This is a genomic window from Burkholderia sp. Tr-20355, from assembly GCF_017104685.1.
Classification (GTDB): Bacteria; Pseudomonadota; Gammaproteobacteria; order Burkholderiales; family Burkholderiaceae; genus Burkholderia; species Burkholderia seminalis.
In genome coordinates this window covers 1-18,289 of sequence record NZ_JAAGPK010000159.1, presented here as the reverse complement: position 1 = coordinate 18,289, position 18,289 = coordinate 1, and the positions used below count along the sequence as shown (strand labels likewise).

At 69.3% G+C, this 18,289-nt stretch carries 15 protein-coding genes and 1 pseudogene; 11 read left to right on the top strand and 5 right to left on the bottom strand.

Annotated elements, in window-relative coordinates; translation table 11 throughout:
• A partial coding sequence (locus G3N62_RS28385; protein ID WP_206141363.1) for an acyl-CoA dehydrogenase family protein occupies positions 1 to 825 on the bottom strand: 825 nt, incomplete at its 3' end.
• A gap of 120 nt (positions 826 to 945) precedes the next feature.
• On the opposite strand from G3N62_RS28385, the gene G3N62_RS28380 reads away from it, so the two are divergent.
• The 4 genes from G3N62_RS28380 to G3N62_RS28365 all read left to right on the top strand — a co-directional run bounded on the left by G3N62_RS28380 (position 946) and on the right by G3N62_RS28365 (position 5,268).
• Positions 946 to 1,614 (top strand): TetR/AcrR family transcriptional regulator, encoded by a 669-nt coding sequence (locus tag G3N62_RS28380; protein ID WP_124670649.1) that lies wholly within the window; start codon positions 946 to 948, stop codon positions 1,612 to 1,614.
• 205 nt (positions 1,615 to 1,819) lie between these two features.
• Entirely contained in the window at positions 1,820 to 2,974 is a 1,155-nt protein-coding gene (locus G3N62_RS28375) for a pyridoxal phosphate-dependent aminotransferase (RefSeq protein WP_059559464.1), read from the top strand.
• A 62-nt stretch (positions 2,975 to 3,036) separates the two neighbouring features.
• Positions 3,037 to 3,825, top strand: coding sequence for an ABC transporter substrate-binding protein (locus tag G3N62_RS28370; RefSeq protein WP_059559462.1), 789 nt, complete (start codon positions 3,037 to 3,039; stop codon positions 3,823 to 3,825).
• A 12-nt stretch (positions 3,826 to 3,837) separates the two neighbouring features.
• Positions 3,838 to 5,268 carry an FAD-binding oxidoreductase gene (locus G3N62_RS28365; protein WP_124670648.1) on the top strand — a complete coding sequence of 477 codons (1,431 nt, stop codon included), beginning with the start codon at positions 3,838 to 3,840 and terminating at the stop codon, positions 5,266 to 5,268.
• A gap of 49 nt (positions 5,269 to 5,317) precedes the next feature.
• Here the strand turns inward: G3N62_RS28365 and G3N62_RS28360 are convergent, their stop codons facing one another.
• Together G3N62_RS28360 and cadR are read right to left on the bottom strand one after the other, a co-directional pair.
• Positions 5,318 to 5,890, bottom strand: coding sequence for a PadR family transcriptional regulator (locus G3N62_RS28360; RefSeq protein ID WP_059559456.1), 573 nt, complete (start codon positions 5,888 to 5,890; stop codon positions 5,318 to 5,320).
• A 68-nt stretch (positions 5,891 to 5,958) separates the two neighbouring features.
• Positions 5,959 to 6,390 (bottom strand): Cd(II)/Pb(II)-responsive transcriptional regulator, encoded by a 432-nt coding sequence (gene cadR / locus G3N62_RS28355; protein WP_006477300.1) that lies wholly within the window; start codon positions 6,388 to 6,390, stop codon positions 5,959 to 5,961.
• A 91-nt stretch (positions 6,391 to 6,481) separates the two neighbouring features.
• Here cadR and G3N62_RS28350 point away from each other — a divergent pair, with 91 nt between their 5' ends.
• Positions 6,482 to 8,980 (top strand): heavy metal translocating P-type ATPase, encoded by a 2,499-nt coding sequence (locus tag G3N62_RS28350; protein WP_124670647.1) that lies wholly within the window; start codon positions 6,482 to 6,484, stop codon positions 8,978 to 8,980.
• 10 nt (positions 8,981 to 8,990) lie between these two features.
• Positions 8,991 to 9,365, top strand: coding sequence for a zinc ribbon domain-containing protein (locus G3N62_RS28345; protein WP_124670646.1), 375 nt, complete (start codon positions 8,991 to 8,993; stop codon positions 9,363 to 9,365).
• A 65-nt stretch (positions 9,366 to 9,430) separates the two neighbouring features.
• Here G3N62_RS28345 and G3N62_RS36455 read toward each other — a convergent pair.
• Positions 9,431 to 10,309: pseudogene (locus G3N62_RS36455) on the bottom strand (AraC family transcriptional regulator).
• Between the two features lie 276 nt (positions 10,310 to 10,585).
• Here G3N62_RS36455 and G3N62_RS28330 point away from each other — a divergent pair.
• The 4 genes from G3N62_RS28330 (at position 10,586) to eutC (ending at position 15,936) form a co-directional block, all read left to right on the top strand.
• Positions 10,586 to 12,049, top strand: a complete 1,464-nt coding sequence (locus G3N62_RS28330) for a mechanosensitive ion channel (RefSeq protein ID WP_069705858.1) — start codon at positions 10,586 to 10,588, stop codon at positions 12,047 to 12,049.
• A gap of 188 nt (positions 12,050 to 12,237) precedes the next feature.
• Positions 12,238 to 13,647: an ethanolamine permease gene (gene eat / locus G3N62_RS28325; RefSeq protein WP_034188150.1), complete on the top strand. Its 1,410-nt coding sequence runs from the start codon at positions 12,238 to 12,240 to the stop codon at positions 13,645 to 13,647.
• Between the two features lie 100 nt (positions 13,648 to 13,747).
• Positions 13,748 to 15,145 (top strand): ethanolamine ammonia-lyase subunit EutB, encoded by a 1,398-nt coding sequence (locus G3N62_RS28320; RefSeq protein ID WP_034188149.1) that lies wholly within the window; start codon positions 13,748 to 13,750, stop codon positions 15,143 to 15,145.
• Positions 15,142 to 15,936, top strand: coding sequence for an ethanolamine ammonia-lyase subunit EutC (gene eutC / locus G3N62_RS28315; RefSeq protein WP_034188148.1), 795 nt, complete (start codon positions 15,142 to 15,144; stop codon positions 15,934 to 15,936). The genes G3N62_RS28320 and eutC overlap by 4 nt, the downstream gene beginning before the upstream one ends.
• On the opposite strand, the gene G3N62_RS28310 is transcribed toward eutC, so the two are convergent.
• A complete protein-coding gene (locus tag G3N62_RS28310; protein ID WP_034188147.1) occupies positions 15,937 to 16,821 on the bottom strand; it encodes a LysR family transcriptional regulator in 885 nt (294 codons plus the stop codon).
• Positions 16,822 to 16,983: 162 nt separating this feature from the next.
• Here G3N62_RS28310 and G3N62_RS28305 point away from each other — a divergent pair.
• Positions 16,984 to 18,289, top strand: a 1,306-nt coding sequence (locus G3N62_RS28305; protein WP_206141362.1) for an MFS transporter, incomplete at its 3' end; no start/stop codon positions are given.

The window sequence follows — 18,289 nt, the reverse complement described above, 5'->3', positions numbered from 1 at the left end:
CTCGATCTCGCTGCTGGCGTTGCTGCGGTTGCCGACCTTGTTCTTCAGCCGCTGGATCTCGACCGCGTTCTTCGTGCCGTCCGGTCGCCAGCGCGGCACGTAGAAGCACGACGGGCTGCCGGCCTCGGTGCGTGCGACGACGAGGTGCGCGTCGCACATCGGCGCGGAGAAGAACCACTTGTGGCCGCGCAACCGGTATTCGGCGCCGCGCCCGCCCGCGCCGACCGGCGTGGCGAGCGTCGTGTTCGCGCGCACGTCGGAGCCGCCCTGTTTCTCGGTCATGCCCATGCCGAACCAGATCGAGCGCTTGTCGGCGACCGGCACGTCGCGCGGATCGTAATCGTCGTTATAGAGCTTGTCGCGCAGCAGGCCCCACAGCGCCGGTTCCTTCTGCAGCACGGGAATCGCGGCCTGCGTCATCGTGGCCGGGCACAGCGTGCCGGCCTCGATCTGGCCGTGCAGGTAGAAGCCGGCGGCGGTCGCGGCCCAGCGGCCGCGGCGCGACTCGCGGAACGCGAGCGACACGAAGCCTTCGTGGCGGTACCGGCCGAGCAGCGCGTGCCAGGCCGGGTGGAAATCGACGCGGTCGATGCGGCGGCCGCGCCGGTCGAACGTGTTCAGTTCCGGCGCGTGGCGGTTCGCTTCGTCGGCGAGCCGCGCGGTGTCGGCGCGGCCGAGCCAGGCGCCGTACGCGTCGAGCTGCGGCATGGCCCAGTCGGCGCCTGCCCGGGCGAGCGCGTCGCGTAGCGCGAGATCCGTCGCGAAGAGGTTATAGTCGACCAGTTCGTCGACCTGGTTCGTGACGGCGTGAGTCGATTCGGTCATCGCGTGTGTCTCCGGTCTCATGCTTCGCGGGCAGCCGGCGCCATGCCGCGCGGCGCGCGCTTCGGCACGGCTTCGGGCGCCCGGTAAAACGTATTCCCTGCCGATTTCAGAGTAGCAAATATGCCGCCGCGACATGTTCAGGTTCCGGCGCCGCCCGGCCAGCCGGCGGCGCAACCCGCGCCCGCATTGCGCCGCCGGCCGCGCCAGTCGCGCGCGCAGGCGAGCTCCGATGCGCTGCAGCAGGCGTTCGTTCAGCTTTTGCTCGAACGCGGCTATGCAAAGGCGACGATCCGCGAGATCGCGGCCATCGCGGGCGTGAGCATCGGCACCTTCTACGAGTATTTCGGCGACAAGCAGAGCCTTGCGGCGCTCTGCATCCACCGTCGCGTGCAGGCGCTGGCCGACCGGTTGCGCGATGCGGCCGAGCGGCTGCGCGGCGCACCGCGGGCCGAACTCGCCGCCGCGCTGGTCGACCTGCAGGTCGACGCGATCGCCGCCGATGCGGCGCTGTGGGGCGCGCTGTTCGTGCTGGAGCGGCAGGTCTCGCCGTTGGCCGCGTACCGCCGGCATTACGACGCGTATGTCGCGCTGTGGCGCGACGCGCTGGCCCAGGCGGCCGATCCGCCGCCGGCCGCGCGGCTCGACGGGCTCGCGCGGATGGCCCAGACGATCTGCTACGGCGGGCTGTCGCAGGCCTTGCTGACGCTCGGGCCCGCGCTCGATTTCGCCGCGCAGCGCCGCGAACTGCGGGCCGTGCTGCTCGCGTACCTGGCGGCGGCGGATGCGTAGCGCCACGGGAAATGCCTGATTCGCATGTCGGGCCCGCCCACCAGCCTTGCCGTTGCGTGCTTCTCCCGGTGAGCCATGAGGAAAATGCATGGACGCCATGACGAACTTTCGATTGTCCGCCGATATTGGCTCGGGCTAAATCATGCGGCAGACGGAGGGCCGCGCGTGACGCGGGCCCGCCCGAAGGACATCAGAAGGAGGAGTCATGCGAAGCGCCACCGCGCCCCGTTCGAAACTGCCCGACGTCGGGACGACGATCTTCACGGTGATCGGCCAACTGGCTGCCCAACACGACGCGTTGAACCTGTCGCAGGGCGCGCCGAATTTCGCGCCCGATCCGGCGCTCGTCGAAGGCGTCGCGCGCGCGATGCGCGACGGGCACAACCAGTACGCGCCGATGGCCGGCGTGATGGCGCTGCGCGAGCGGCTCGCCGAGAAGACGGAAGCGCTGTACGGCGCGCGCTACGACCCGGCGACCGAGATCACGGTGATCGCGAGCGCGAGCGAGGGGCTCTACGCGGCGATCAGCGCGCTCGTGCATCCGGGCGACGAGGTGATCTACTTCGAGCCGTCGTTCGACAGTTATGCGCCGATCGTGCGGCTGCAGGGCGCGACACCGGTCGCGATCAAGCTGTCGCCCGAGCATTTCCGCGTGAACTGGGACGAAGTGGCTGCCGCGATCACGCCGCGCACGCGGATGATCATCGTCAACACGCCGCACAACCCGACCGCGACCGTGTTCTCGGCCGACGATCTCGACCGGCTCGCGCAGCTCACGCGCGATACGGGCATCGTCGTGCTGTCCGACGAGGTCTACGAGCACGTCGTGTTCGACGGCGCGCAGCACCAGAGCGTCGCGCGCCACCGCGAGCTGGCCGAGCGCAGCGTGATCGTGTCGTCGTTCGGCAAGTCGTTCCACGTGACCGGCTGGCGGGTCGGCCATTGCCTCGCGCCGGCCGAACTGATGGACGAGATCCGCAAGGTCCACCAGTTCATGGTGTTCTCGGCCGACACGCCGATGCAGGTCGCGTTCGCGGAGATCCTCGCGCGGCCGGACAGCTATCTCGGCCTGTCGGCGTTCTACCAGGCCAAGCGCGACCTGCTCGCGCGCGAGCTGGCCGGTTCGCGTTTCGAACTGCTGCCGAGCGAAGGCTCGTTCTTCATGCTCGCGCGCTTCCGTCACTTCTCGGACGAAAGCGATAGCGATTTCGTGCTGCGCCTGATCCGCGACGCGCGTGTCGCGACGATTCCGCTGTCGGCGTTCTACACCGACGGCACCGATGCCGGCGTGATCCGGCTCAGTTTTTCGAAGGACGACGCGACGCTGGTCGAAGGCGCGCGGCGGCTGCGTTCGCTGTAGGAAAACCGGCGACGGGCACCCGGCGACGGGCCCGTCGCATCGACCAGACACTGGAGATCACGATGAAGCACACGGCCACCCTGAAACTCGCGTTCGCACTTGCTTGCGCAATCGGCTCCGGCGCGGCGCTCGCCGACGCGCAGACGCTGCGTTTCGGCCTTGAAGCGCAATACCCGCCGTTCGAATCGAAAGCGCCGAACGGCGACCTGCAGGGCTTCGACATCGACGTCGGCAATGCCGTCTGCCAGACGGCGAAGCTGTCGTGCAAATGGGTCGAGACGTCGTTCGACGGGCTGATTCCCGCACTGAAGGGCCGCAAGTTCGACGCGATCAATTCGGCGATGAACGCGACCGAGCAGCGGCGCCAGGCGATCGACTTCACGACGATCATCTATCGCGTGCCGACCCAGCTGATCGCGCGCACCGGCAGCGGCCTGCTGCCGACGCCCGAATCGCTGAAGGGCAAGCGCGTCGGCGTGCTGCAGGCATCGATCCAGGAAACCTTCGCGAAGGCGCACTGGGAACCGGCGGGCGTCGCGATCGTCGCGTACCAGGATCAGAACCAGGCGTACGCGGATCTCGTGGCGGGCCGCCTCGACGCGACGCTCGTGCTCGCACCGTCCGGCCAGCGCGGCTTCCTGTCGCGCCCGGACGGCAAGGGCTTCTCGTTCGTCGGCCAGCCGGTGCACGACGACAGGATCCTCGGCAGCGGGATCGCATTCGGCCTGCGCAAGGGCGACGACGCACTGAAGGCGAAGCTCGACGCGGCGATCGACAAGCTGAAGGCGGACGGCACGGTGAAGTCGCTCGGCCTGAAGTATTTCGGCGATATCGATATTTCGACCAAGTAAGCGGGCCGCACGATGCAGAACCGGGAGACGGCGGCCGCGGGCGGCGAACCGCGCGGCGGCGCGCAGCCGGGCGAGGCGCCCGACGCCGTGCTCGTCGCGGAACTGGGCGATGCGCTGGTTACGCGTTCCGCCGAGATCGATCCGCGTTACTTCACCGCGTACAACGAGCCGGCCGGCGTGCGGCCGCGCGCGCTGGTGCGCCCGCGCAGCGTCGACGACGTGTCGCGCACGCTCGCGCTGTGCACGCGGCTCGGGCTGCCGGTCGTGCCGCAGGGCGGACTGACCGGGCTCGCGCGTGGCGCGGTCGCGCTCGGCGGCGAGGTCGTGCTGTCGATGGAACGTTTTGCCGGTATCGAAGCGATCGACGCGGCGTCCGGCACGATGACCGTGCGCGCCGGGACGCTGCTGCAGACGGTGCAGGAAACCGCGGAAGCGGCGGGCTTCACGTTCGGCGTCGATCTCGGCGCGCGGGGTTCATGCCAGATCGGCGGCATGCTCGCGACCAATGCGGGCGGCACGCGCGCGATCCGCTACGGGATGATGCGCGAGCAGGTGCTCGGGCTCGAAGCCGTGCTCGCGGACGGCACGATCGTCTCGTCGATGAACCGCATGCTGAAGAACAACGCGGGTTATGACCTGAAGCAGCTGTTCATCGGCAGCGAGGGGACGCTCGGCGTCGTCACGCGCGCGGTGTTGCGGCTGCACCCGCTGCTCGCGGCGCCGGCCACCGCGCTGTGCCGCGTGCGCGACTACGACGCGGTGGTCGAGCTGTGGAACCGCGTGCGCACGCTGCCGGAAGTCGTCAGCTTCGAGGCGATGTGGCCGGCGTTCTACGACTACGTCGCGCGTCACACGCCGGACGTCACGGCGCCGTTCGCGGGCGAAGGCGGCTTCGCGGTGCTGATCGAATGCGCGACGAGCGCGCCGGGCGGCGATGCGCGCCAGGCGCTGGAATCGGGCCTCGCGGCGGGGTTCGACGCGGGGCTGGTGGACGACGCGGTGCTCGCGACGTCGGAGCGGCAGGCGCGCGACCTGTGGACGTTGCGCGAAGGCCTGGCGATCGATGCGCTGCCGCATCTCGTCAATTTCGACGTGAGCTTGCCGACGGGCGAGCTCGGCACGTTCGCCGGGCGCTGCGAGGCGGCGCTGCGGGCGCGCTGGCCGGACGTCACGTGCCTGTTCTTCGGTCATGTCGGCGACGGCAACGTGCATATCGGCGTATCGCTGGCCGGGATAACCGCGGCGGACCTCGAGGCGCTCGATCACGGCGTGTACGCGGTGGTGCGCGACATGGGCGGCTCGGTATCGGCCGAGCACGGGATCGGCGTGCTCAAGCGCGCTTATCTCGCGCATACGCGCAGCGACGCGGAAATCGGGCTGATGCGGCGCCTGAAGGCCGCGCTGGACCCGCACGGCCTCCTCAATCCCGGCAAGGTGCTTTGACGCGGTCGATTCCCGTGACCGACGGGAAGCGACCGGCGAGATAGGTACGTCAGCCGTCCACCCAGCGCAGCGCGCCGATCTTCAGGTGTTCGACGACGCTGCGCGTCCAGTCGAGCTCCGCATTGAGCAACACCAGCGCATGTTCGTTCTGCAGCAGGAACAGGCGCGGCACCTGGTCGGCCTGCGCGGTGGCCCGCAGCCCTTCCAGCCGTTCGCGCTCGGCGTCGAGCCGCGCGATCCGCAGCTCGAGCTGGTGGCGCGCGTCGTCGGCGTCGAGCAGCGGCAGGAACGCGAGACCGGCGCCGAACACCGGGAATTCGCGCGCGGGCTCCGCGAGCAGCGCATGCAGCCACGCCTGCCCCGCCGTGTGCCCGGCTTCGGTCAGCGCATACAGCGTGCGTTCCGGAAATGCCCCGTCGCGCTCGGTGTCGTGCACGGCGATCAGCCCGTCGCGCAGCAGCCGGTCGATCGTCTGGTAGAGGCTCGTGCGCTGCCGCACGTTGACGACTTCGTCGTATCCGCGGGCCTTCAGTTGCTGCAACATCCCGTACGGATGCATCGGCGTTTCGGTGAGCGTCGCAAGGACGGCCAGCGCGAGCGGGGACGGACGACTCGTAGACATGAATAGTTAAATTATATCTAGTTAGAATATAACTATTCTCAACCAGACTATCTTATTTCACAAGGGTTTCAGCCGAGGTGCGATCGCTTCGCGGCCGGCGCGACGGTTTCCATCGTCGCGAGACCATGCACGATGCCGCAATCCTCGACCGAATGTTCGCCGACGCACTGGCGGCGCAATTCGGTGAGCTGGTCGCGCAGATGCGTGAGTTCCGCGAGGCGCGCGTCGACGTGTCCGATGTGATCGTCGAGCAGCGAATTGATCGAATCGCAGCGGTCGGCCGGCGTGTCGGTGAGCCGCAGCAGCGCGCGGATTTCGTCGTGCGCCATGTCGAGCGCGCGGCAGTTGCGGATGAAGCGCAGCCGTTCGACGTGCACGTCGGTGTAGTTGCGGTAGTTCGAGTCGGTGCGCTCCGCATCCGGCATCAGCCCCTCTTTTTCGTAGAAACGGATCGTCTCGGGGGTGCAGCGGGCCGCTTTGGCCAGTTCGCCAATCTTCATGCCTTTCTCCCGTGTAAGGGTTGACCTTGTAGTGGCTTCAGGGTGTTAACTGTACTCCGTCAAGCCATTGAAAGCCATTGAGGAGGTTGTCATGACCGACGCCCAGCGTACCCGCGACCCGCGACACCGTCATGCCGACGGCGCCGATGCATGCTGCGCCGACCCGCGCGACACGCAGACGGCGACCGTTGCCGATGCGGCGCCGGCGGCCGACGAGCGCGCGCACGGCGAGGTTGCCTCGCGCGGCCGCGACCATGATCACGATCATTCGCACGACGACGCGCATCAGCACGGCGCGACGTGTTCGCACGACCACGCCGCGCATGACCATGCCGGTCACGACCACGACCACGACCACGACCACGACCACGACCACGCGGCCGGCGACTGCTGCGCGCCTGCCGCGCTGACGCTCGCGCCGCTGCCGGTCGCGCAGGCGACCGCGTCGGGTCATGTGCGCTCCGCGTTCCGGATCATGCAGATGGACTGCCCGACCGAGGAAACGCTGATCCGCAAGAAGCTCGGCGGGATGGACGAGGTGTCGGCGCTCGAATTCAACCTGATGCAGCGGATGCTGACCGTCGAGCACGTGCCCGGCGCGCAGCCGGCGATCGAAAGCGCGATCCGCACGCTCGGGATGACGCCCGAGGCCGCGACGGCCGGCGCACCGGCGGCGCGCGTCGCCGACGCGCCCGCGAAGCCGTGGTGGCCGCTGGCGCTGGCCGGCGTCGCCGCGATCGCATCCGAAGGCGCGACGTGGGCCGGGCTGCCGGTATGGCTCGCGGCGGCGCTCGCGCTTGCCGCGGTGCTCGCGTGCGGGCTCACCACGTACAAGAAGGGCTGGATCGCGATCCGCAACGGCAACCTGAACATCAACGCGCTGATGAGCATCGCGGTGACGGGCGCGATGGCGATCGGCCAGTGGCCGGAAGCCGCGATGGTGATGGTGCTGTTCACGATCGCCGAATTGATCGAGGCGAAGTCGCTCGACCGCGCGCGCAATGCGATCCAGGGCCTGATGCAGCTCGCGCCGGACACCGCGACCGTGCGGCAGGCCGACGGCGCGTGGCGCACGATCGAGGCCGCGCAGGTTGCGCTCGGCGCGGTCGTCCGCGTGAAACCGGGCGAGCGGATCGGGCTGGACGGCGAGGTCGTCGCGGGCCGCTCGACGGTCAACCAGGCGCCGATCACCGGCGAGAGCCTGCCCGTCGAAAAGGCGACCGGCGACGCCGTGTACGCGGGCACGATCAACGAATCGGGCTCGTTCGAATACCGCGTGACGGCCGTCGCGGCGAACTCGACGCTCGCGCGGATCATCCACGCGGTCGAGGAAGCGCAGGGCGCGAAGGCGCCGACGCAGCGCTTCGTCGACCAGTTCGCGCGCGTCTACACGCCGATCGTGTTCGCGGTTGCATTGCTGGTCGCGGTGGTGCCGCCGATCGTCATGGGCGGTGCGTGGCAGGACTGGATCTACCGCGCGCTGGTGCTGCTCGTGATCGCGTGCCCGTGCGCGCTGGTGATCTCGACGCCGGTGACGATCGTGTCGGGGCTCGCGGCGGCCGCGCGGCGCGGGATTCTCGTGAAGGGCGGCGTCTACCTGGAAGAAGGGCGCAAGCTCGCGTGGCTCGCGCTCGACAAGACCGGCACGATCACGCACGGCAAGCCGGTGCAGACCGACTTCGACCTGCATGCGGACGACGCCGATGCGGCGCGCGTGCGGCATCTCGGCGCGAGCCTCGCGGCGCGCTCCGATCACCCGGTGTCGCAGGCGATCGCGGCCGCGGCGCGCGATGCCGGCACGACGGCCTTCGCCGATGTGCAGGACTTCGAAGCGATTGTCGGGCGCGGCGTGCGCGGCACGATCGACGGCACGCGCTACTGGCTCGGCAACCATCGGCTCGTCGAGGAGCTGGAGCGTTGCTCGACGGCCCTCGAAGCGAAGCTCGACGCGCTGGAGCGCCAGGGCAAGAGCGTCGTGGTGCTGGTCGACGACGTGCGCGTGCTCGGCATCTTCGCGGTGGCCGACACGATCAAGGACACGAGCCGCGAAGCGATCGCCGATCTGCACGCGCTCGGCATCCGCACCGCGATGCTGACGGGCGACAACCCGCACACCGCGCAGGCGATCGCGCAGGAGGCCGGCATCGACGACGCGCGCGGCAACCAGTTGCCGGAAGACAAGCTCGCGGCGGTCGAGGCGCTGTCGGCCGGCGGCGCGGGTGCGGTCGGGATGGTCGGCGACGGGATCAACGATGCGCCGGCGCTCGCGCGTGCCGACATCGGCTTCGCGATGGGCGCGATGGGCACGGACACCGCGATCGAGACGGCCGACGTCGCGCTGATGGACGACGACCTGCGCAAGATTCCCGCATTCGTGCGGCTGTCGCGTGCGACGCACCGCGTGCTGGTGCAGAACATCGGCTTCGCGCTCGGCGTGAAGGTCGTGTTCCTCGGCCTCACGGTCGCGGGGCTCGGCACGATGTGGATGGCGGTCTTTGCCGACGCGGGCGCGAGCCTGATCGTCGTGGCCAACGGCTTGCGGCTGCTGTCGTCCTCCGGGGCGTTCGGCGGCGCACCGGCCAAGCGTTGAGGAGCGGGCGATGAGCTTTCTGAAACGGATCCTGGGCGGCCACGGCAGTGGTCATGGCGGCGGGCACGGCAGCGGTGGCCACGGCGGCGGGCATCACGGCGGCCAGCGTCGTGACGGGCACGGCGGCCACGATGCACGCGGCCGGGATCGCCACGGCTGGGGCTGGCAGGCGGCCGATGCGACCAACGGCGGCCAGGGCGGCCAGGGCGGCAACCTGCCGCTGAGCCAGCTCGCCTGCGCGGGCTGCGGCGCGCTGAATGCGGCCGATGCGCGCTTCTGCGCGCAGTGCGGCGCGGCCCAACGCAGCCGGGCCTGCAGCCGTTGCCACACGGCGCTGGCGGCCGACGCGCGTTTCTGTTCCGGGTGCGGGACGCAGGCGACTTAACATGCCTGCGCGCATGATCGTCGGCCGGCGCGCGTCGTTTCACGGCGGGCCCGGCGGCCTGTCGATCAGCGCAACGGCAGGTAGATCTCGGTGCGCAGGTCGGCCGGCGCCGCATCCATCGGCGTGTTGAGGTACAGCTCGAACGGCGGCGCGTCGGCGGCTTCGCGGCCCGAGTGACGCAGCCAGTCGCCGTAGAGCCACTGGTAGGCCGTCTTCAGGTCCGCATACGGCCCCGTATGCAGCAGCACCGCGTACTCGCCGCCGGCCACCGTCGCGCGTTCGACCGGCGGCGCGGGCTCGACGTCCGGCGCGCCGTCGGCCGGCATGAAGCACGCCTTCGCGCGCAACTGCGCTTCGGGCGTCGTGTCCGGATCGTCGTAGAAAATGCCGATCATCTTCGCGCCCGGGCCGACCAGCCCGTGCTGTCCGACCCACGCGCCGATCCGCCCGAACGCATCGCCGACCTTCAGGTAAGCGCCGGCATGCGCCACCGCGTAGCCACGCAGTTCCGGCAGGCGCCGGATCTCGACCTCTTGCTTGAACATGTCTTCCTCTCCTCTCTGTAGCGGGTAGATCGGCCGGTGCACGCCCGTGCGCCGGTGCTACGCGGGCGCCACGCCCTAGGCGTCGCGGAATGCCCGCGCGAACGCGCGCGCCGAACCGTAGCCCGCGCGCCGCGCGATCTCGTCGATCGGCCGCGCGGTGCACACGAGATCCTCGGACGCGCGCACGATGCGCATCCGCCGTATCGTCAGCACGATCGACTCGCCGTACAGCGCGCGGTACACGCGTTGCCAGTGATACGGCGACAGGCACGCGACTTCGGCGAGCCGGTTCAGGTCGAGCGGGCCATCGAGGTGCGCGAGGATGGTTTCGTGAACGCGCGCCACGCTTGCCGCATAGCGGCGCCACGCGGGGCGGTCGGTTTTCGTTTCGGCTGTCATCGACGGGTCCGGGGCGAGAACGGAAACCACGGTAGCACGGGCGCGATGGACAAATCTTGCGGAAATGCGTAGCCGTCCTGAATCCGCCCCTTTTTATTTTCGCCGAAATGGGGTCTTGCCCCTCCGCAATCAATGACTAAAGTTAAAGACGGTGAAATCGGGTGATCGCGTCATTTTTCTCGGGTAAGTTGCTCGGACAGGGCCGCACGCTTTTCGAAGTACGCAGGTAGTTCGTCGATGTTCAATCGCAACACCACGTTTTCGGGAGAAGAAGAAATGGATGCTTCCAGCTTCATCACGTCGCTGCAGAGCACGCTAGGCGGATACCTGCCCAAGATCGCCGGCGCGATCGGCATCCTGGTGATCGGCTGGCTGATCGCGGTGGTGGTGCGGGCCGGCGCGCTGCGCCTGCTCAGCGCGCTGAAGGTCGACAAGCGGATCAGCGACAGCACCGGCCAGGGCGCGTGCGTCGAGCGCATCATCGCCGGCGGGCTGTTCTGGCTCGTGCTGCTCGTCACCGCGGTGGGTATCTTCAACGTGCTCAACTTGTACGCGGTCTCCAATCCGTTCTCGCTGCTCGTCACGCACATCGTCAACTACCTGCCGAACCTGATCGGCGGCGCGGCGCTGACGCTGATCGCGTGGCTCATCGCGTCGCTGCTGCGCAGCCTCGCGAACCGCGCGCTGAAGGCCAGCCGGATCGACGACAAGCTGTCCGAAGGCGCCGGCATGCAGCCGATGAGCGGCTATCTCGGCGATGTGCTGTTCTGGCTCGTGATCCTGATGTTCCTGCCGGCGATCCTCGCGTCGTTCGCGCTGTCGGGGCTGCTGTCGCCGGTGCAGGGGATGGTCGACAAGCTGCTCGCGATCGTGCCGAACCTGTTCGCGGCCGCGGTGATCGGTTTCGTCGGCTGGGTCGTCGCGCGCGTGCTGCGCGGCCTCGTGACGAACCTGCTGGTCGCCGCCGGCGCCGATCGCCTCACGCAGCGCCTCGACAGCCCGACGCCCGTGCGCGTGTCGAGCCTGATCGGCACGATCGTCTACGTGTTCGTGTTCGTGCCGACGTTGATCTCCGCGCTCGACGCGCTGAAGATCGAGGCGATCTCGATTCCCGCGACCAACATGCTGAACCAGTTCCTCGGCGCGGTGCCGGACATCGTCGCGGCGATCGTGATCGTGGTCGTCACGTTCTACTTCGCGCGCTTCGTCGCGTCGCTCGCGCAGAAGCTGCTCGAAGCCGCAGGCGCCGACGGGCTGCCGGCGGTGCTCGGCGTCGAGCGCGTGTTCTCGGGCATCTTGCAGCCGTCGGTGCTGGTCGCACGGCTGATCGTGTTCTTCGCGATGCTGTTCGCGTCGGTCGAAGCCGCGAACCGGCTCGGTTTCTCGCAGGTGCGCGACGTCGTCACGCTGTTCATCGAATTCGGCGGCCACGTGCTGATGGGCGGCGTGATCCTCGTGATCGGCGTGTGGCTCGCGGGCCTCGCGCGCCGCGTGCTCGAGCAGGCCGACCGCGAACACAGCGTGCTGTTCGCGCGCATCGCGCAATTCGCGATCCTCGGCCTCGTGTTCGCGATGGGGCTGCGCGCGATGGGCATCGCGAACGAGATCGTCCAGCTCGCGTTCGGCCTCGTGCTCGGCGCGATCGCGGTGGCCGTGGCGCTGTCGTTCGGCCTCGGCGGCCGCGAGGCGGCCGGCAAGCTGCTCGACCGCTGGTTCAACCAGCGCGGCGGCGGCCAGTAAGCACGGGCGATCCGGCCCGCGTCGTGTGGCCGGATCGCCGTTGCAACCCGCGCGGCCGGCGTTTCCGTCAGCGAAATGTCAGCCGCGATCTTTGCCGAATTTCGATAACACGTCGTTTAATGACTCTCTAGCATCGATTCTCAGTCGCGCGGGCCGGCAAGGCCCGGCGCCCTTGAGGAGAATGTCCGATGAAAGCAGAGTCGAATGGCCGGCCCGCCGCCGGCGCCAAGTCCGGCCAGCCCGCGCTGCAGCAGACGCTCGGGACCTGGCAACTGTGGGGCATCGCGGTCGGCCTCGTGATTTCCGGCGAATACTTCGGCTGGAGCTATGGCTGGGCGAGCGCCGGCACGCTGGGCTTCGTCATCACCGCACTGTTCGTCGCGGCGATGTACACGACCTTCATCTTCAGTTTCACCGAGCTGACGACGTCGATCCCGCATGCCGGCGGCCCGTTCGCCTATGCGCGCCGCGCGTTCGGCCCGACCGGCGGTTATCTCGCCGGCGCCGCGACACTCGTCGAGTTCGTCTTCGCGCCGCCCGCGATCGCGCTCGCGATCGGCGCGTACCTGCACGTGCAGTTCCCCGGCCTCGAGCCGAAGCACGCGGCGATGGGCGCGTATCTCGTGTTCATGGCGCTGAACATCGTCGGCGTGCAGATCGCGGCGACCTTCGAGCTCGTCGTCACGCTGCTCGCGATCTTCGAGCTGCTGGTGTTCATGGGCGTCGTGTCGCCGGGCTTCGCGTGGAGCAACTTCGCGAAGGGCGGCTGGTCGGGCGCCGATCATTTCAGCGTGGGCGCGTTCCACGGGATGTTCGCGGCGATCCCGTTCGCGATCTGGTTCTTCCTCGCGATCGAAGGCGTCGCGATGGCCGCCGAGGAAGCGAAGAACCCGAAGCGCTCGATTCCGATCGCGTACGTCGCCGGGATCCTGACGCTCGTTGCGCTCGCGATCGGCGTGATGGTATTCGCCGGCGGCGCGGGCGACTGGACCAAGCTCGCGAACATCAACGATCCGCTGCCGCAGGCGATGAAGTACATCGTTGGCGCGAACAGCGGCTGGATGCACATGCTCGTGTGGCTCGGGCTGTTCGGGCTCGTCGCGTCGTTCCACGGGATCATCCTCGGTTATTCGCGCCAGATCTTCGCGCTGGCCCGCGAGGGCTACCTGCCCGAATGGCTCGGCAAGGTCCATCCGCGCTTCAAGACCCCGCATCGCGCGATCCTCGCGGGCGGCGTGGTCGGCATCGCGGCGATCTACAGCGACGAACTGATCCAGTTCGGCGGGCAGACGCTGACCGCGAACATCGTGACGATGTCGGTATTCGGCGCGATCGTGATGTATATCGTGAGCATGGCGTCGCTGTTCAAGCTGCGCCGCACGCAGCCGAACATGGCGCGGCCGTTCCGCGCGCCGATGTACCCGATCTTCCCGGCGTTCGCGATCCTGGCCGCGCTCGTCTGTCTCGGCACGATGGTGTATTTCAACGGGCTGGTCGCGCTGGTGTTCGTCGGCTTCCTCGCGGTCGGCTACGCGTACTTCCTCGCGACGCGTTCGCAGCGGGCGAGTGCGCCGGGCGACGCGCTGCTGGAGGAGTGAGCAGCGTGAAGATGGCAGGCCGTTTCTGACGGCATCCGGCGCGCCCCGTCGAACGGGCGCGCCGTCGGCTTTTGGCAAGGATGGGCAAGGAGGCTCGCAGATGTCCTATACGGAGACGATCGGTCCGCGCACGTACCGCTTCGCGGACCTGAAGACGCTGCTCGCGAAGGCGAGCCCGCTGCGTTCCGGCGACCAGCTCGCCGGCGTCGCGGCGGCGAGCGAGGAGGAGCGCGTGGCCGCGAAGATCGCGCTCGCGGGCGTGCCGCTGAAGGCGTTCCTGAACGAGGCGGTGATTCCGTACGAAGACGACGAGGTCACGCGCCTGATCATCGACGATCACGACGCGCAGGCGTTCGCGGAAATCTCGCACCTCACCGTCGGCGATTTCCGCAACTGGCTGCTGTCGCCCGCGGCCGACGGCGCGGCGCTCGAACGGATCGCGCCGGGCCTCACGCCCGAGATGGTTGCGGCCGTGTCGAAGCTGATGCGCAACCAGGACCTGATCGCGGCCGCGCGCAAGCGCCGCGTCGTCACGCGCTTTCGCAACACGGTCGGGCTGGCCGGCCGGATGTCGGTGCGGCTGCAGCCGAACCACCCGACCGACGACGTGAAGGGCATCGCCGCGTCGATGCTCGACGGGCTGATGTACGGCTGCGGCGACGCGATGATCGGCATCAACCCGGCCACCGACAGCCTCGCGGCGATCGTCAAGCTGCTCGCGATGATCGACGCGTTCCGCGAACGCTACGGCGTGCCGACCCAGTCGTGCGTGCTCACGCACGTGACCAACACGATCGCGGCGATCGAGAAGGGCGCGCCGGTCGATCTCGTGTTCCAGTCGATCGCGGGCACGGAGAAAGCGAACGCGAGCTTCGGCATCTCGCTGGCCCTGCTCGGCGAGGCGCGCGAGGCCGCGTTGTCGCTGAAGCGCGGCACCGTCGGCAATAATCTGATGTATTTCGAGACGGGCCAGGGCAGCGCGCTGTCGGCGAACGCGCACTTCGGCGTCGACCAGCAGACCTGCGAAGTGCGCGCGTATGCGGTCGCGCGCAAGTTCGAGCCGTTCCTCGTGAACACGGTGGTCGGTTTCATCGGCCCCGAATACCTGTACGACGGCAAGCAGATCATCCGCGCGGGGCTCGAGGATCACTTCTGCGGGAAGCTGCTCGGCGTGCCGATGGGTTGCGACATCTGCTACACGAACCACGCGGAAGCCGACCAGGACGACATGGACACGCTGCTGACGCTGCTCGGAGCGGCCGGCATCAACTTCATCATGGGGATCCCGGGCGCGGACGACGTGATGCTGAACTACCAGAGCACGTCGTTCCACGACCAGCTCTACGTGCGCGAGGTGCTCGGGCTGCGCCGCGCGCCGGAATTCGAGGAATGGCTGGAGACGATGGAGATCGCCGACGCGCACGGCGTGCTGCGCACGGCGACGGCACGCGTGCCGCTGCTCGCGGGGGCGAACGACTGGATGGGGGTGTCCGCATGAGCGACGCCGTCGAGAAGAATCCGTGGGCGCAGCTGAAGTCGTTCACGAACGCGCGGATCGCGCTCGGCCGCGCGGGCAACAGCCTGCCGACCGCGCCGCTGCTGGCCTTCAACCTGTCGCATGCGCAGGCGCGCGACGCGGTGCACCAGCCGCTCGATGCGGACGCGCTGCGGCGCGAGATCGAGGCGGCCGGCCTGCTGCCGACGCTCGGCGTGCAGAGCGCCGCGCCGGATCGCGACCATTACCTGCGCCGGCCCGATCTCGGCCGCAAGCTGTCGGACGACAGCCGCGGGTTGCTGGCCGGCTACGGCGCGGCGCTCGACGAGGCGCCGGACGTCGTGTTCGTGGTCGGCGACGGGCTGTCGGCGTTCGCGGCCGCGAAGCAGGCGCTGCCGCTGCTGCAGGCCGTGCGGCCGCGGCTCGACGCGGACGGCTGGCGCGTCGGGCCGGTGGTGGTCGCGAAGCAGGCGCGCGTCGCGCTCGGCGACGAGATCGGCGAGCTGCTGCGCGCGAAGGTCGTCGCGATGCTGATCGGCGAACGGCCGGGGCTCAGTTCACCGGACAGCCTCGGCGTGTACCTGACGTGGGCGCCGAAAGTCGGCTGCCACGATGCGCTGCGCAACTGCATCTCGAACGTGCGGCCCGAAGGGCTGCCGCATGCGGCAGCCGCGCACAAGCTGCATTACCTGATGACGCATGCGCGCCGCCTCGGGCTCACCGGCGTGGGGCTGAAGGACGACAGCGATGCGCTGCCGCCGCCGGCGGAAGCCGGGCGGATCGGCGCGGCGTGACTACCTGAACAGCCGCTCGCACAGGAAATCGACGAACACGCGCAGCTTCGGCGACAGTTGCCGGCTCGACGGCCACACGATCGAGAACTGCCCCGGCGCGATCCGGTAGTCGTCGAGCACGGTGACGAGCGCGCCGTGTTCGAGTGCGTCGCGCGCGAGGAAGTCGGGCATGTAGCCGATGCCGAGCCCCGCGAGCACGGTGCCGCGCAACGCCTCCATGTTGTTGCAGGTCATCGCGGTGCGCAGCTTCAGCGGCGTGCCGTCGTCGGCCGCGAGCGCCCAGTCCTGCAGCTTGCCGGTGGTCGGGAAGCAGTAGCGTATGCAGTCGTGCGCCTCGAGGTCGCGCGGCGTGCGCGGCGTGCCGGCCTGCGCGAGATACGCGGGCGTCGCGCACAGCACGAACGCGAACGGGCCGAGCCGCCGCGACATCAGGCTCGAATCGGACAGCGGGCCGCTGCGGATCACCGCGTCGAACCCGCCCTCGACGACGTCGACCATCCGGTCGTTGAAATCGAGATCGAGCTCGACGTCCGGATAGCGCTGCCGGAATTCCGGCAGTACGGGCAGCAGGAAGCGGTAGCCGATCACCGGCAGGCTCACGCGCAGCCTGCCGCGCGGGCGCTGCGCGGACGCCGTCACGGCCGCTTCCGCATCGCGGAAATCCTCGAGGATCCGCTGGCAGCGTTCGTAGAAGTGTCGTCCTTCCTCGGTGAGCGTGACGCGTCGCGTCGTGCGGTTGAACAGGCGCACGCCGAGCGACTGTTCGAGTTTCGCGATCGTCTTGCCGACCGCCGACGCCGAAATGCCGAGCGCACGGCCGGCCGCGACGAAGCTCAACGCTTCGGCGGTGCGGACGAACGCGACGATGCCGGAGAGGTTTTCCATTGTTCCATCGAATCGAAGGGCGCAAGACGACGCTCGCGCCACGGGAATTACGGAATTTTAGTCCGTTATATGCGGAGCTTTGCGTAGTTTTTCGCGGATTGAATCGGATTTATCTTCTGTCGCTCTGACGGCGCAGCCGCGCCGGCTTTTCGAGGAGCGATGATGGATCACCCTGTATCAGCCGTTTCGGCCCAGTCGGCGCGCCGGCGCGCATGGGTGCTGGCCGCCGTCTGCATGGCCGCCGTCGCGCTGCCGCTGTCGTTTTCGGGCGGCGCGGTCGCGACGCCGGCCATCGGCCGCGATCTGCACGGCAGCCCGGTCGCGATGAACTGGATCACCAACGCGTTCATGCTCGCGTTCGGCAGCTTCCTGATGGCGTCGGGCGCGCTCGCCGACCAGTTCGGGCGCAAGCGCCTGTTCGCGATCGGCGTCGGCGGCTTCACGCTGATGTCGGTCGCGCTCGCGTTCGCGCCGTCGATGCTCGCGGTCGACCTGCTGCGCGCCGCGCAAGGGCTCGCGGCCGCCGCGGCGCTCGCCGGCGGTACCGCCGCGCTCGCGCAGGAGTTCGACGGCGCGGCGCGCACGCGTGCGTTCAGCCTGCTCGGCACGACCTTCGGCATCGGGCTCGCGTTCGGGCCCGTGCTCGCCGGCGGCCTGATCGGGCACTACGGCTGGCGCGCGATCTTCATGACGAGCGCGGTGGCCGGCGTGTTGTCGCTCGTGTTCGGCCTGCCGCGCATGCACGAGTCGCGCGACCCGCACGCGACGGGGCTCGACTGGCCGGGCACGGCCGCGTTCACGGCCGCGCTGACGCTGTTCACGTTCGGCGTGATCGAGGCGCCCGCGCGCGGCGGGTCGAGCGCGCTCGTGATCGCGCTGCTGGCCGGGGCGGCGCTTGGCGCGGCTGCGTTCGTGACGATCGAGACGCGTGTCGCGCGGCCGATGCTCGACCTGTCGCTGTTTCGCATCGCGCGCTTCGTCGGCGTGCAGGTGCTGCCGGTGTCGACCTGCTGCTGCTACATCGTGCTGCTCGTCGTGCTGCCGCTGCGCTTCATCGGCATCGACGGCTTCAGCGAGATCGACGCCGGCTGGCTGATGCTCGCGATCTCCGCGCCGATGCTGGTCGTGCCGTTCGTCGCGGCGACGCTCACGCGCTGGCTGTCGGCCGGCGTGATCTCGGGGCTCGGGCTCCTCGTCGCGGCGGCCGGGCTCGTGTGGCTGGGCATCGCGTTGCGCGGCGGCGCGGGGCCCGCGGCGATCGCGCCGATGCTCGCGATCGGCGTCGGCGCCGGCATGCCGTGGGGGCTGATGGACGGGCTGTCGGTGAGCGTCGTGCCGAAGGAGCGCGCGGGGATGGCGACGGGCATTTTCAGCACGACGCGGGTGGCCGGCGAGGGGATCGCGCTGGCGATCGTCGGCGCGGTGCTGGCCGCGCTCGCGCGGACCGGGCTGACGCAGGCGGCGGGCA